Here is a 14,080-nt window from a genome sequence, read left to right as displayed (position 1 = left end):
CCCGCTCATGGCCAGCGAGGCCGTATGCGCTGTACGCAGTCACAATGCGAAATAAGGCGGCAGAGTGCGCCTTCATCCCCCCCGCAGGATGTCCGCAGCCTCCCTGAGGCCGCGTCGGATCCGGGCTGGCACCTCGGGCGAGGTGCACACGTAGGTCGGGCTCGGATGAGGAATTGCGATCACCGGCAGGCCGGGCCGCAGCGTTGCCAGCATCGGAGCGCACCCGCCCGCGAAGCGACCGGCCAGCACCACGACCACCAGATCGGGTAACAGCGCCAGAAGAGGAGCGAGATAGGGTTCGGCCGCCCTCGCCTCGGACCGGCGCGGGGCGCGGTTGAGGGCGCCGGGGGCGTGGATCACCCAGGGCACCGCGTTCCAGATGAGCGTCTCGCGCCGGGCGATCCCGGCCTCGCGCAGGAAGCGGAACAGGTTGGCGGCCGTGCCGTTCGCGCTGTCGCGGGTGACGAAACCGGTGCGCAGCACCATCGGGCCGGGTGTTTCGAGGAGCAGCAGAAGCCGCGCCGTCACGCCCCCGTCGAGGGGGTCGGGGTCCGGCACCGGGGCCCCTTGCGCGGCAGCGATGGTGCGGGCGAGAGCGCGGATCGGCGCCACGTGAGGCAAATCGATGAGAGCCCGCCGCGCGGCAAGGGCCGCCGGGTCCGCGAGGCTTTTCGGGGCCTCGGGCTCAGGGGGCATCGCGAGCCGGGAACGGCTCCGGCAATCGCCCCGTCAGGCGGTAGCGTTCGATCCCCGCCTCCCGCGCCAGACGCTCGGCGAGACCGTCTCGTCCGCCGAACTGGAAGCCGATCTGGCTCGCATAGGCGGCGCAGGCGGAGAGCTTACGCGACTGCGACGCGTCGTCGAAGGCGAAGGCGCGCGGCGTCAGGTCCGAGAACAGGTGAGCCAGCGGCTCCTTCGGGCTCGCCTCGCGCACCGTGTAGGGAAAGTCGCGCCACCACAGGATCGGCTGAGCAGGCGTGAGGCTCCGCAGGGCGCGCACGACCTGCACGTGATCGACATGGCCTCCGACCGCCTGGGGGGCGAGGATCAGGTCCGGCGCTTCCGTCACGATCAGGTCGGCGAAGGCGGGGGCGAGGTCCCGGTCGATTCCATCGTCCGGACGGACAGGCGAGAAGAGTTCGGGCGCGGAACCGTAGCCCCGGTGCGGCGCCTCCCGGAACGGCAGGTGCATGGGCGCGGCGATGCCGAGTTCGCGCGCCGCCGCCTCGTCCTCGGCCCGGCGCAGGTTCATGTAGTTGACCTCCGGCGCGAGACCCTTGTCGAGCTGGCAGGCCAGGGCGAAGCCCTTCGGATCGGCGACGCTCTGGGTGAAGACCGTCGCCATCACCACCCGCCACCCTCCGGAGGCGAGCGTCGCGAGGAGCCCGCCCGCCGAGAAGGCGGCGTCATCGAGATGGGGCGAGAGGGCGAGCGCTGTCGGCATCGTTCAGAGCAGGTGCGGCTCGGCGCGGAAGCGGCAGGACGGGTCGAACGGCAACGCGTCCGGCACGTCCTGGGCCGGGCGCTCGCGCAGCACCTGCCCGTAGACGCTCATGATCTGCGCGCCGACCGCCTGCCAGGAATAGACCCGGCGGCATTCCTCCAGACCGGCGGCGGCGATGCGGCGGCGCAGGGCGCCGTCCTCGACGATCCGGGTCAGGTTGGCGGCGAGCGCGGGGATGTCTCCGGGATTCGTGAGGAGGCCGTTCTCGCCGTCGCGCAGGCAATCCGACACGCCGACCGCGTGGCACGAAACCACGGCCAGCCCCGCCGCCATGGCTTCGAGGATCGTGTTGGAGAAACCCTCCGCATAGGTCGGAGAAGCGAAGACGTCCGCATCCCGATAGAGCGCGGGCACGCTCTCGTACTCGGCATAACCGGTGAAGCGGATGGCCTCCGGGCCGAAGCCATGCTGCTCGGCCAACGCCTTGGCCGGATCGACATCGGGACCGATGCCGGAGATCGTCGCGGCGAAGGGCGTGCCCTGCTCGCGCAGGATCGTCAGGGCCTCGATGAAGTCGAGCACACCTTTCCGGCGGTCGACCCGACCGTGATAGAGCATCCGGATCGGGCCGGAATGCGCCTCGGGCAAGCCGTCCGGCGTGCCTTGTGCGAAGCGGGCCGTGTCCACGGCTCCGGGCACGATCGTGAACCGCGCCGGATCGGAGCCCAGCCGGTCGCAAACTTCCCGGACGAAGGACGTGCCGCCAATCAGCAGGGCGTTGGCGTGGTCGAGCACGGCGCGCATGCCGAGGCGATGCGTCTCGCAGCACGAGCCGACCCAGTGGCCGTCGCCGCCCTGGATCGAGACCACGTTGGGCACGCCGAGCCGCTTCGAGGCGAGCAACACGGCATAGCCGGTTGGGTAGCCGTACTGCGCGTGCAGGATGTCGAAGGGCTTCTTGGCGTGCTCGGCGCAGATGGTCTCGACCATCGTGTCGATGTCGCGCTCGAAATCGCCGCTGGTCTGCTCGCCGAGCTGTTCGAGCCCGATCACCGTCACGCCCGGCACGGGCGGGGGCGGCCCGCCGCCATAGACCCGGGTGCCGAAGGCGTCGCCCCGATATTGCGAGACCATGGTGACGTCGTGCCCGGCCGAGACGAGCTCTCGCAGCAGGTTCTGGGCGTAGACGCTCATGCCGGAAATGGCCGGGAAGTAGCGGCGGCTGAGGAAGAGAATTCTCATGCGAACGTCGATCTGTGTCCCGATTTCGCCGTCATTGCGAGCGGAGCGAAGCAATCCAGGGATCCGCCACGCTCGCCGATGTCCCGCTGCCCTGGGTCGCTTCGCGACGCTCGCGATGACGAGGGGCGCGGCACCCGCTCACACTTGCCGCCGCGTCTCCTGCCCGGAGGCGAGATCCGGCCCCGGACGGCGGCAGGTCCGCAGGTATTCGAGGGCCTGGGGGATCATCACGTCGGCCCGGTGGCTCTCACGGGACAATTCCACGCAGATCAACTTGCCGAAACCGATCTCCTCCAGCGCCGAGAGGACGCCCGGCACATCCATGTCGCCCTCACCGAAAGGCAGGTGGATATGGCTGCCGCGCTTCATGTCCTCGATGGCCACGGTGCCGATCCGGTCAGCGAATTCCCGCACCGCCGCCTCGGGCTCGCGCTCGCCGGTGACGAGGCAATGGCCGGTGTCGAGGGCGAGCTTCAGGCCGGGAATGTCGAGGGCGGCGAAATCGTCCAGGGTTTCGATCAGCATGCCCGGCTCGGGTTCGAGGCAGGGGACGACACCCGCCTCGGCCGCGAAGGCGGCGACCTCCGCAAGCCCATCTGCGAGCCAGCCCCGCGCCTCGTCATGGTCGACGCCGGGCTTCGGCACGCCAGCCCAGAACGAGACCGCCTCGGCGGAGAGCATCCCGCCGATCTCGCAGGCCCGCTTCAGGAATCCGACACGCCGGGCGCGCCCCGCCGCATCGGCGGTGACGAGGGTCGGCTCGTGCTTGGCGGTCGGGTCGAGGAGGAAACGCGCCCCCGTCTCGATGACGCAGGCGAGGTCGAGCTTCTCCATGAGGCTCGCCACCCGGCCGGCTTCCGCCGCCCAGTTCTCCGCGAAGGGATCGAGGTGGTGGATGTCGAGCGTGAGGGCGACGCCGTCGTAGCCCGCCGCCTTGATCAGTTGCAGGGCGTCGTCCAGCCTGTGGTTGGCGGCGCCGTTGGTGTTGTAGGCAAAACGAAGCGTCACGCGGCCCTCCCCTTCCGCTGCTGCAAGCGGAACGGCGCGTGGTGCGATTCCGGCTCACGATAGAGCGGATAGTGGCGCCCGACGATGCGCTCGGCCAGGGCCACGTCGAACAGCGGCTGGCCGCCGAACCGGTCGATCGCTTCCGGCGTCAGGCGGATGGGCCGAAGCGTCTCGCTCTCGGCGCCGAACTTGATCAGCGGATGGTCGCGCTCGATCAGCTTGCGCGTGTTGCGCTCGCCGATGCGGTAGTAGCTCATGGTCTCGACTTCGAGCCCCGGCACGATCGCCTTCACGACGCCGACACCGCCGCCGGGGGGCGAGCAATCCACATAGAGCACGTCGAACCCGGCCCCCAAGAGCCGGTCACAGGCGATCTTGCCGCGCGCATGGCCATCCTCGGCCTGGGTCGTCGGCAACTCGGTGAAGGCCTTCTTCGACCGCTCGGAATAGACCGTGTCCGCAAGTACCGCCCGCAGCCCGGCATTCGGCATCTCGATCCATTCGAGCATGGCCTGAAGCGCCCTGCCCTCTTCGAGGTCCAGGCTGGGGAGCGCCTTCTGGATGAAAGCATCGACATAGCCCGGCGGCGTCACGGTCGCGGCGAGGTCGAGGGGGCCGTGGCCGAAGGTCTTGCGGACGCGGGCGGCCTGGAATTCGAGCAGCGCCTTGCGCAGCGCCCGGTCACGGTCGGGATCGCAGGCCTCGCCGCAGGCCGAAAGGGCGATGGGTGCGGGGGCGCGATCGGGGTCCTCGTCGTAGCCGACGACATAGAGGTTCGTCAGGCCGAACTGGTCGGTGGCGAATTTCGGCAGGGCCCGGATGCCGAGCTCCTTCAGCCGCGCCAACATCGCCGCGTTCTCCGGCCCGATACCGTCGAGGTCGAGCATCACACCCTGGTCGAGGGCACGGAACAGCAGGCCGTTGCCGTCGCGCTGGAGCAGTTCGAGCACGCCATGGCCCAGTGCGAAAGGCACATCCGGACCGGCGCCGAGGCCGTTGGTGATCAAGTTGGTGAAGGGCTGATATCCCTCCGACAGCTCGAAATAATCCGTCGCGGCGATGTCGAGGGGCATCAGCACGATCTCGCCGGTGGCGTGGCGGATCGTGGGCGTCCACTCAAGGACGGTGGCGCGCCCGACCGGCGATCCGGCAGGCAGGCAGAGGGTCAGCGGATCGGCCACGGATGTCTCACCGTAGACCCGCACGAGATCATCGTAGCTCGCCCGCTCCTTGGCGCGGGGCAGCACCGCGAGCGACGGCATCAGGTTTTCGGCGATCTCGGCGACGGCGCCGATCAGTGCCTCGTCATCGGTCGCGCCGTAGCCGATCCCGGAGGGCATCGCGCCGACGAAGAATGGATCGTCGAGGAAGAGCGCGACGAACCAGACCGGCACGCCCGTCCGGTCGAGGGGCGCCAGGGGGAAGCCGACGATCTTCCCCTCGGGCAGGATGTCGAGATAGGCGCGCACCGGATCGGGCAGCCGCTCGGGCAAGCCCTCGATCCGGCGGGGCGCGCCGAATGGATAAGAGCGCGGCGCCTTCAGCTTGGCGTGCCGGGCGCGTTCGTCCTGGGTCTCGCTCACGTCGGTTGTCCGATCCCTTGTTGAAGCCCTGGAACTCCTTCCCTCGCCCTCATCCTGAGGCGCCCGCAAAAGCGGGCCTCGAAGGAGGGCTCCAGTGTTCGCGCGATCCGCTGGAGCCCTCCTTCGAGGCCGCCGCTCCGCGTCGGCACCTCAGGATGAGGGGAGAGGGGTGAGAGCCGGGGGTAGATGGGGCGAGCGTGGCCACTGTCGCGATCATCCCTGCCCATAGGCCCGCGCCACGAGACGCATCGTGTGCAGGTCGCGGGCGGCGCTGTAGGCGACGCGCTCGCTCGGGTTGCGAAGCGCCGAACCGAAGGCACGGACCTGCTCCGTGAAGGGGGAAGCCTCGCCGTCGAAGGGCACCGGCTCGGTCCGGCCCGTGGCGCCGTCATGGAAGGTCAGGGTGCCGCCGGGCGTCTGACCCATCGTGTTCTCGGCCACGAGCATGCCCTTCGTGCCGACGATCTCCAGACGGCGCCGAGGTAGCGCGTCCGGGCAATTGTAGGCGACATGCAGGCTCGCGAGCGCGCCCGTGCCGGTTCGCCCGATGAGCAGGGCGCCGTCATCGACGGCGTAGTCCTGAACCCGGCTCTGCGTGAGGGCGGTGATATCGGTGAGCGGCTCGCCGAGGAGGAAGTCGATCAGGTCGATGCCGTGGGGCGCGAGATCGATCAGCGCGCCGCCGCCCGCCTGGACGGAATCGATCCGCCAGTTCGGCTGGCCCGCCGCCGACCAATCCCGCCCGAGCCAGCAGGCATAGACGATCCGCACCGTCGTGACGGTGCCGAGCGCGCCCGAAGCGACGCGCTCGCGGATCGCCCGGTGGGCCGGATGGTGGCGTTGATCGAAGGCCGTGCCGTAGAAGATGCTCCCCGCCTCGACGGCATGCACCATGGCTTCTGCGTCGGAGAGGGCAGCGGCCATGGGCTTCTCGCACAGCACCGCCTTGCCCGCCCGCGCCAGGGCCTCCACCGCCTCCCGGTGGAGATGGTTCGGGGTCGCGACATAGACCGCCTCGACCTCGGGATCGGCGAGGAAAGCGGCCAAGCCAGGGTAGGTTCGGGCACCCTCGGCGGCAGCGGCCTCGCGGCACGCCGGATTCGGGTCGCAGACCGCGACCAGCCGATGCCCGGCCTCGCGGATGCCGGGCGCCATGTAATCGCGGGCGACCCAGCCGTAGCCGACGATGCCCCAGCCGACCGGTGCCATCACCAGCGCTCCGGCAGGTCGACGAATTCACGCACGCGGACGCGCGGCGTCTCGGGGGCGTCGATGCCCCCGCCATAGGTCAGGCGCTCCGGTCCGGGAGAGCGCATCGGGTAGGTGACGCGCGGGCCGTATTCGGCCTCGTACCGCTCCGAGGGGAAGCGGATCGCGTAATCGTTGCCGTCCGGCACGTAGAGTGGGTTGAGCGACAGGTGCGTCCCGGCCTTGGGCAGGGTCAGCCCGTCCACCACGGAGCGCGGCGCCGGTCGCATCCCCGGCCCGGCCACCACCGAAAAGGCCTCGCAACCGCGTAGCTCCGCGACCTCGTGCGGGATCGGGGCGCGGGCCTCGGCCAAGGCGTGAGTCAACTCGTCGTCATCGTAGACGAGGGCATCGGGGAAGAGTTCGGCGATCTCCTCCACGGTCACCGCCTTGCCCGCCGAGAAGCCGGGGCAATCCCTGTTGTGGATGTGGCTCAAGGCGAGCCAGCCCTCGTCGCCCGCCATCTGCCGAAGGTGATCGAGGAGGCGGGGCTTGTCGTCGAGGAAGTAGAACGCGTCGTTGCACACGACGAGATCGACCGGCGCGTCGGGCACCGGCCAATGCGGCGAGTTCGCATCGAAGCAGACGAGTTGCGCCTTCTCCCCGACCACCCAGTGCCGGGCGACCCAGAGCTTGGCGAACACCACGTCGGCCCCTGCCACCTTGCAGCCGCGCCGGGCGAGCTCGCGCAGGTAATGGCCGATGCCGCAGGCGAATTCGAAGACGCAGGTGGGCTCGTTCCAGTGTGCCTCGAGCATGGCGAGGCCCGCGAGATAGGTCGGGTCGCTCCAGCGATGCAGGAAATAATCGCCCACGCGCCCCCAGCCGAGGAGCCGCACGGCATCGCGCAAGGTGGCGGTGCGACGATCACGGATCAGGGCGAGAAGGTCGGCCGGGTCGGCGGGCGGCCCGTTCCACCAATCGTCCTGATCGGCGAGGATCGCGCACAGCGCCTCGTCCAATTCGCCCGCATCGAGATGGGCGAGCACCCGCTCCACAAGCGCCTCACGGCCGACGCGCAGGTAGGGGATGCCGTCAATGACCGGCCAGCGCTCCCCCGTCTCGGCGTCCCGCAGGGCATGCGGGGCGTCGGGCTTCAGAGGGTGGCCGGTCGAAGGCGAGACGAGGGGAAAGGGTATCATGGCGCTCACGGACAGGATCGGCAGATGGGCGCGAGCGCCCATCGATCAAGCGTCGCGCTCAAGGGATCCGCATGTCCCGCAGAACCCTGTCATGGAAGCTCTTCACCGGCCCCGCATGAACCAACTCCATCTCATCGAGCACCGTGCCCATGGTCAGGGTCGCCGCGCGGAGATGCTGGGCGATCTGGAGGACGCGATCGATGCAATCGGCCGCATGGAAGGCGCGGCCCTCAGACGTGGAATCGTCGGGCAGGATCGCGCGGGCACGCTCGACGGCGGCACGCAGGCCGCCCGCCTCGTCGAGTTCCCCGAGCGCCCAGCCCGTCGCCACCTCCATGATCGGCAGGAGATGGTCGCCGAGCAGCATCTCGCCGGTGAAGCCCGCATCGGGCATCGCGGCGTTATGGAAATGGTGCGCCATGGCGGCGAGGAACACCGTCGATGGGTCCGCCCCGTAGAACGGGCTGAGGCACACGCCGTACACCGCCACCATTAGGCAGTGCTCGGCATGGTTCTCCGGCGGCTCCAGCAGGATCCGGGGCTTGCCGGGGCAGGTGACGCCCGCCCGGGGCTGGGCGGCGAGCGCGCCGACGAAGCCCGGCACGAAGCCCGCCTCCGGATCCTTGCCGGGGGTGAGCCGGGCACGAAGCCGGTCGCGAAGCGCCGGATCGAGCGCCCCCGTCACCTCATCGAACCCGGCGCGAAGAACCGTCGCCGCCTCGGCCTCGGAGAGGCCGGCGGCGGTGAGGAAGGCGGCGTCGAGATCGGTGAGGCGGGTCGCGGCAAGCGCGGTGGCGGTGATGTCGAGGGCGACGTCCTCGGGATCGGCGCCGCCCGTGAGCATGGACCAGCCCTGCGCGAACAGGCGCTCGGCGATGGTCCCCTCGCGCCCGGCGGACCGGACGCGCTTCAGGTCGTTGAGCTCCACGAGGAGATCACGCAACTCGGCGGGCGCACTGGCGCCCGCCCCGGTCTCGTCCTGCATCAGTGAACGCCGAGCCAGTCGAGGAGCATCTTCTCCTGCTTGCCGAAGGCGTGCTCGGGGCCATGGCCATTCTTGACCATCGGCGCCTTGAAGAAGGTCGAGAGCTGCTCCTGCACGCCGCCGTCGCCACGCTTCTTGGCGAGATCGAGAACGCGGGCGATCTCGATCACGAGCGGGGCGGCCAGGATCGAGTCCTTGCAGAGGAAGTTCACCTTCACCTGCATCCGCTGGCCCATGAAGCCGGTGATGTCGATGTTGTCCCAGGCTTCCTTGTCGTCACCGCGCGGGCGGTAATAGTGAATGTGCACGAGATGGTCCTCGACCGGGTAGCCGAGGATCGAGTCCAGCACCGTGCCCTTGGTGTTGAGCTTCGACTGCAGCGAGTTCGGGTCGTTGAGGGCGAGGCCGTCGCGGTTGCCGAGGATGTTGGTCGAGAACCAGCCGTCCACGTGCAGGGCGCGGGCCTTGAAGGCGGGGGCGAGCACCGTCTTCATCATGGTCTGGCCGGTCTTGCCGTCCTTGCCCGCCACCGGGACGTTGAGGTCCTTGGCGAGTTCGAGGAGCGCGGGTACGTCGGCGGCCACCGACGGGGTGAAGTTCGCGTAAGGGATGCCGCTCTTGATCGCCGCGTAGGCGTAGAGCATCGCGGGCGAGATCGCCTCGTCGCTCTCGTCCAGCCCCTTCTCGAAGGCGGCGCTGGAATTGAGGGTCGGATCGGACAGGTCGGGCCAACGCTCGGTCGAGGCGAGGTTCACCACGACGACGTCGTCGAGGTTGCTCTCCTTCTTGAACCGGCTGAGGTCGTTGGCGATGACCGAAACCGCCTCGCGGTGGTCCTTGGCGACGATGCGGTTCTGCCCGTCGATGTTCTTGCAGAACTTGGCGCTGCCCACAGCCGGCCAGGGCGTGATGCCCTTCAGCACCTGGGCGCCGTTCTCGATGTCCTGCTTCGTCAGCACGCCGTGCCCGGCGGCCGCCGAGGCGAGGTCGTCGCCGTTCAGGTCCCAACCCGCGAAGACGAGGTCCTTATAGTCCGCCATGCCGTTGACCGGCACACCCGCCAGCGGCAGCCCATCGAGCCGGTTCGAACCGGACTTGATCATCTCGATGCCGGCAATGGCGGTGGTCGCGACGGCGCCCCCCATGCCAACGATGGCGACGCCGACGCGGCGACCGGTCTGCATGCTCATGGGAAACTGGTGTCCTTGTGAGGACGCGGAACGCGTCCGGGTTGGAAGGTCGAACCCCCGTGCCCGGCTAACGGGCCCTACCCAACTGGGCCGCCGCTGCTTCGTTCCAAGACGGGCTGCGACATCTTGCGACCGCAACTTGCACGATCTGTTCGGATCAACCTGCGCCGCGCCCCTGCGCACAACCTGTGCGAGCCGCCTTCCAGCGGGGCATCGATGGTTAACCCTTCGTAGACCCTGCCACGGTCAGATCACCTCGCCGTCCCATTCTGGTCACGGCAGGCGCCGATAGAGCAGCCGCCCGACCGCACCTGGCCGTCAGATGCCGGGGCCTTCGGAGACAGGGAACAAGAGGACCAAAGAATGGGGGTTTTCCCGGAGCCGGCGCTCTGCGCCGACGACGTGGGCGGACTCATGCTCGCGACGACCACACGCACCCGGCGGTTTGCCCGCAGGCGTGCGACCGGTGCCCTGGCACTCGGCCTGCTTGCCGGTTTCGGCCTGCCGCAGAGTGCAAAGGCACCCGCCTTCTTCGCCACGGCCGCCCAGGCCCATGACCGGATCGAAAACAGCCCGAAGGCCGAGACCGCCCTCACCGCTGCCGCACCGACCGAGACCCGTTCGGCCTGGAACGGCCTGCCCCTGCCGGAGCAGGACCCGCCGACCACGGCCCTGATCGAGGACAACCTCGCCGCCCTCCCCCGCGTGACGCAGAAGGCCGGTGAGGATGCCGTGCGCTTCGGCGAGCGCAGCGTTCCGCTCAAGGTGGTCGACACCATCGTGAAGGCGTCCGAGGAAGCCGGCGTCGATCCCGTCTATATGATGGCGCTCGCCGACAAGGAGTCCAGCTTCGACACCGACGCAAAAGCTGCGACCTCTTCGGCCCAGGGCCTGTTCCAGTTCGTGCGGGCGACCTGGCTGGAGCTGATCCGCGATTTCGGCGCCCGCTACGGCCTCGATGAGGAAGCCGCCTCGGTGAAGGGAAGCGGCCCCGCCATCACCGTCGCGGGTGGGATGAAGGACCACGTCCTGTCCCTGCGCAACGACCCGCGCGTCGCCGCGCTGATGGCCGCCGAACTGATCAAGCGTGACCGGGACCGGATCGAGGCCCGCGTCGGGCGCCCGCTCTCTACGGCGGAGATGTACCTCGCGCATTTCCTTGGCTCGGCGAGCGCGGGCCGGTTCCTGTCGCTCTCGAACGAGAAGCCCGACGAGACCGCCGCCAAGGCTTTCCGTTCCGCCGCCAAGGCGAACCGCAGCCTGTTCACGCAGAAGCAGGGCGGCAAGCGTCGCCACCTGACGATCGCGGAATTCCAGAACCGCATCGAGGACATGATCGATGTACGCCTCGCCCGCTACCGGGGCGTGACCGCCGTGGCGGCCGTTGCGGACACGGTCACTCCGCCCGAGGCCGAGCCCTCTTCGCCGCGCCGTATCGAAGTGACCGAGGCGCTGCCGCCCACGGCCGAATGACCGGCTGAGGAAGGCGGGGCCGGAACGGGCCCCGTACCCCCGGCGTTCTGAGGCGAAACGGCGCAGCTTGGCTGCGCCGGTTTTCAGCCTCCACCGGAGCGCAGACAGCCATAACGACCGCTCCCTCCTTCGATCCTCACTTAAGGACCCCTCCGGGCTTGCCCCGGTCATCGAGCGGGGTATGTCAGCTTTCGCGCTCAGCGGGTGGGTCGGTGCCTACGCCAACGCGTTTGGAGTGATGCTCCTGATCCTCGCTTCCAGCCCCCATCACACCGCCGCACGGCCGCCCAGGCCGTGAGCGACGGCCCGCGCCCGGACGCCTCCCGGCCGGAGGATACGCCGCCAGACACCCGCTCCGCCGGGCGCGAGGTCTTGGGCGCGGCGGCGGCGCTGGGGCGCAGCCTCGGCGTCTTCATGGGACGAGCGGGCGGAGCCTCGTATCAAGCCGCGCGCTCCAGCCTCACGCGCGCGCTCGATGCACGCAAGCAGCGCCGGATCGCCCGGTCCGCTTCGGCTCCACAAGAGGAACCTCGCGCGGAGCCGACCCTGGCTCGTCCGCGTCTGTACACCCGGCTCACCGACTTACGGGCGGCCTCCGGGAAACGGCCGATCCTGGCCGTCGCAGGCGCCGCGATCCTGCTGCCGGTCGCCCTGCTCGCGATCTACGTGTTCGCGGCGCTCGTGACGCTTCCGCCGTTGGGCAGCGGCGTGACGGTGAACGGGCAACGCGCCATCACGGTCGAGGCCGATGATGGCCGCGTCTTCGCCACGCGGGGCACGTTCCGGGGGCAGAAGCTCACCGCCGCCGATCTGCCGCCGCACCTCGCGCAAGCCATCATCGCCATCGAGGACCGGCGCTTCTACAGCCATTTCGGCATCGACCTGCGCGGGCTCGCCCGGGCTTTCTGGCGCAACCTGCGCGGTGGCGGCGTGCGCGAGGGCGGCTCGACCATCACGCAGCAATATGTCCGGCTCGTCACCCTGAACCAGGAGAAGACCCTCTGGCGCAAGACGCAGGAGGCCCTTCTGGCGCTCCGCGCCGAGGCGACGATGAGCAAGGACGAGATCCTGCTCGGCTATCTGGATGCCGCCTATTTCGGGGCGGGCGCCTATGGCGCGGATGCCGCCGCGCGGCGTTATTTCGGCAAGCCCGCCAAGGCGCTCACCCTGTCCGAGGCGGCGATGCTGGCAGGCCTCGTCCGTGCCCCCTCCCAGTTGGCCCCGACCCGCAATCTCGGTGGTGCCAAGGAGCGCGCCGACGTGGTGCTGCAAGCCATGGTCGAGACCGGCGCGATCACATCGAAGGACGCCGATGCCGCAAGGCGCCAGAGCGTGACGCTGAAGACCCCGCCCGAGGCCCCGCCCGGCACGAACTACTTCCTCGACATGATCGCCCCGGACCTGAAGCGCCTCGCGGGGACCGATGGCGACATCACCGTCCGATCGACCCTGAACCTCGACCTTCAGAGCCTCGCGGAGGCGGCCGTGGCCCGCCGTCTCGACAAGGATGGCGCCCGCCGGAAGGTCGGGCAGGCGGCCATGGTCGTGCTGTCGAAGGAGGGGGCGATCCTCGCCATGGTCGGCGGGCGCGACTACGAGGACAGTCAGTTCAACCGGGCCGTGCAGGCGAAGCGCCAGCCCGGCTCGCTGTTCAAGATGCTGACCTACCTCACGGCCTACGAAAAGGGCTTCAGCCCCGAGACCGTCCTCGTCGATCGCCCGGTGCGGATCGGCGATTGGGAACCCGAGAACGACGACGGTCGATATCGCGGGCCGGTGCCGCTACGGACCGCTTTTGCCCTGTCGATCAATACCGTCGCGGCACAACTCGGCCAGGAGGTCGGGATCCCGGCAATCATCGCCACCGCCAAGCGCCTCGGCATCCAATCCGAACTGCCGAACGTGCCGAGCCTCGTCCTGGGCTCGGGGGCAGTGAGTCTCATCGAGATCACCCGCGCCTTCGGCTCGGTTCTCTCGGGCCTGACGCCCTTGGACACCTACGGCGTCAACGCCATCCGGGGCGGCGATCCCAAGCCGGTCTATGTCCGCAGCGATCCGGCGGGTACGGCGAGCCTTCCTGTCGAGCCGCGCACCATGATGCTCGATTCGCTTCAGGCGGTGGTCGAATCCGGCACCGGCCGGGCAGCCCGGGTGCCGGGCCAGATCATCGGGGGAAAGACCGGCACCAGCCAGGATTTCCGCGATGCGTGGTTCGTCGGAATGACCCCGGACCTCGTCGTGGGCGTCTGGGTCGGCAACGACGACGACAGCTCCATGAGCAAGATGTTCGGCGGGGAGATGCCTGCGGGGATCTTCCACGATTTCGTGCAGCGCGCCTCGTCCCTGCTCGCCAAGGGCAAGGCACGCAAGGCCGTCTCCGCCGCGCGGGCCGAGCCGGCGTCCCCTGCTCCCCCGCCCCCGGTCCCGCCTGCGCCGCAGACCGTCGGCCAGGATGAGGTGCGGGGTGTGCCGAGCGTGATCGACACAGGCACGCTCTCCTTCCGGGGGCGCACCGTGCGGTTGCTCGGCCTTGAGGGCCAAGGCGGACATCTCGCCCGGCAACTCGCGGGTTACCTGCGGCGGCGCGAGGTGGTCTGCACCGGGTCCGGCGAGACCGGTGCCCGCTGCACGCTCGACGGGGCGGATCTTGCCGGGATGATCGTCGCGGCGGGCGGCGCCCGCGCCCGCGAGGACGCCCCGGCCGACCTCTTGGATGCAGAGGATCAGGCAAGGGCAGAGCGTGTGGGGATGTGGGGGCGATAGAA

At 69.5% G+C, this 14,080-nt stretch carries 11 protein-coding genes; 2 read left to right on the top strand and 9 right to left on the bottom strand.

All coding sequences use genetic code 11. From position 1 onward, the window contains the following. Positions 1-72 precede the first annotated feature (72 nt). The 9 genes from J4O73_RS09585 to J4O73_RS09545 form a co-directional block, all read right to left on the bottom strand. Positions 73-696 (bottom strand): uracil-DNA glycosylase, encoded by a 624-nt coding sequence (locus J4O73_RS09585; RefSeq protein ID WP_426216724.1) that lies wholly within the window; start codon positions 694-696, stop codon positions 73-75. Then, a complete protein-coding gene (locus J4O73_RS09580) occupies positions 686-1,444 on the bottom strand; it encodes a PIG-L deacetylase family protein (protein ID WP_426216722.1) in 759 nt (252 codons plus the stop codon). Before J4O73_RS09580 ends, J4O73_RS09585 begins: the two co-directional genes overlap by 11 nt. Before the next feature lie 3 nt (positions 1,445-1,447). After that, positions 1,448-2,686 (bottom strand): glycosyltransferase family 4 protein, encoded by a 1,239-nt coding sequence (locus tag J4O73_RS09575; RefSeq protein ID WP_426216720.1) that lies wholly within the window; start codon positions 2,684-2,686, stop codon positions 1,448-1,450. A gap of 138 nt (positions 2,687-2,824) precedes the next feature. Beyond that, entirely contained in the window at positions 2,825-3,694 is an 870-nt protein-coding gene (locus J4O73_RS09570; RefSeq protein WP_426216718.1) for a sugar phosphate isomerase/epimerase family protein, read from the bottom strand. After that, positions 3,691-5,277, bottom strand: a complete 1,587-nt coding sequence (locus tag J4O73_RS09565; protein ID WP_426216717.1) for a YcaO-like family protein — start codon at positions 5,275-5,277, stop codon at positions 3,691-3,693. Before J4O73_RS09565 ends, J4O73_RS09570 begins: the two co-directional genes overlap by 4 nt. A gap of 213 nt (positions 5,278-5,490) precedes the next feature. Continuing rightward, positions 5,491-6,486 (bottom strand): Gfo/Idh/MocA family protein, encoded by a 996-nt coding sequence (locus J4O73_RS09560; protein WP_426216715.1) that lies wholly within the window; start codon positions 6,484-6,486, stop codon positions 5,491-5,493. Beyond that, on the bottom strand, positions 6,486-7,667 hold the full coding sequence (locus J4O73_RS09555; protein ID WP_426216895.1) for a class I SAM-dependent methyltransferase: 1,182 nt from the start codon (positions 7,665-7,667) through the stop codon (positions 6,486-6,488). The genes J4O73_RS09560 and J4O73_RS09555 overlap by 1 nt, the downstream gene beginning before the upstream one ends. Before the next feature lie 58 nt (positions 7,668-7,725). Continuing rightward, positions 7,726-8,652, bottom strand: a complete 927-nt coding sequence (locus J4O73_RS09550) for a hypothetical protein (RefSeq protein WP_426216713.1) — start codon at positions 8,650-8,652, stop codon at positions 7,726-7,728. Continuing rightward, the gene (locus J4O73_RS09545) at positions 8,652-9,842 is read right to left on the bottom strand and encodes an inositol-3-phosphate synthase (RefSeq protein ID WP_378967124.1); all 1,191 of its coding nucleotides are present in this window, start codon (positions 9,840-9,842) and stop codon (positions 8,652-8,654) included. Before J4O73_RS09545 ends, J4O73_RS09550 begins: the two co-directional genes overlap by 1 nt. A gap of 363 nt (positions 9,843-10,205) precedes the next feature. Between J4O73_RS09545 and J4O73_RS09540 the strand changes: the two genes are divergently transcribed. Both J4O73_RS09540 and J4O73_RS09535 read left to right on the top strand, forming a co-directional pair. Next, positions 10,206-11,315: a transglycosylase SLT domain-containing protein gene (locus J4O73_RS09540; RefSeq protein WP_426216711.1), complete on the top strand. Its 1,110-nt coding sequence runs from the start codon at positions 10,206-10,208 to the stop codon at positions 11,313-11,315. 294 nt (positions 11,316-11,609) lie between these two features. After that, positions 11,610-14,078: a PBP1A family penicillin-binding protein gene (locus tag J4O73_RS09535; RefSeq protein WP_426216709.1), complete on the top strand. Its 2,469-nt coding sequence runs from the start codon at positions 11,610-11,612 to the stop codon at positions 14,076-14,078. Positions 14,079-14,080: the final 2 nt, after the last annotated feature.

The organism is Methylobacterium sp. NFXW15, from assembly GCF_049887755.1.
Taxonomy (GTDB): domain Bacteria; phylum Pseudomonadota; class Alphaproteobacteria; order Rhizobiales; family Beijerinckiaceae; genus Methylobacterium.
This window is presented reverse-complemented; position numbering and strand designations above follow the sequence as displayed.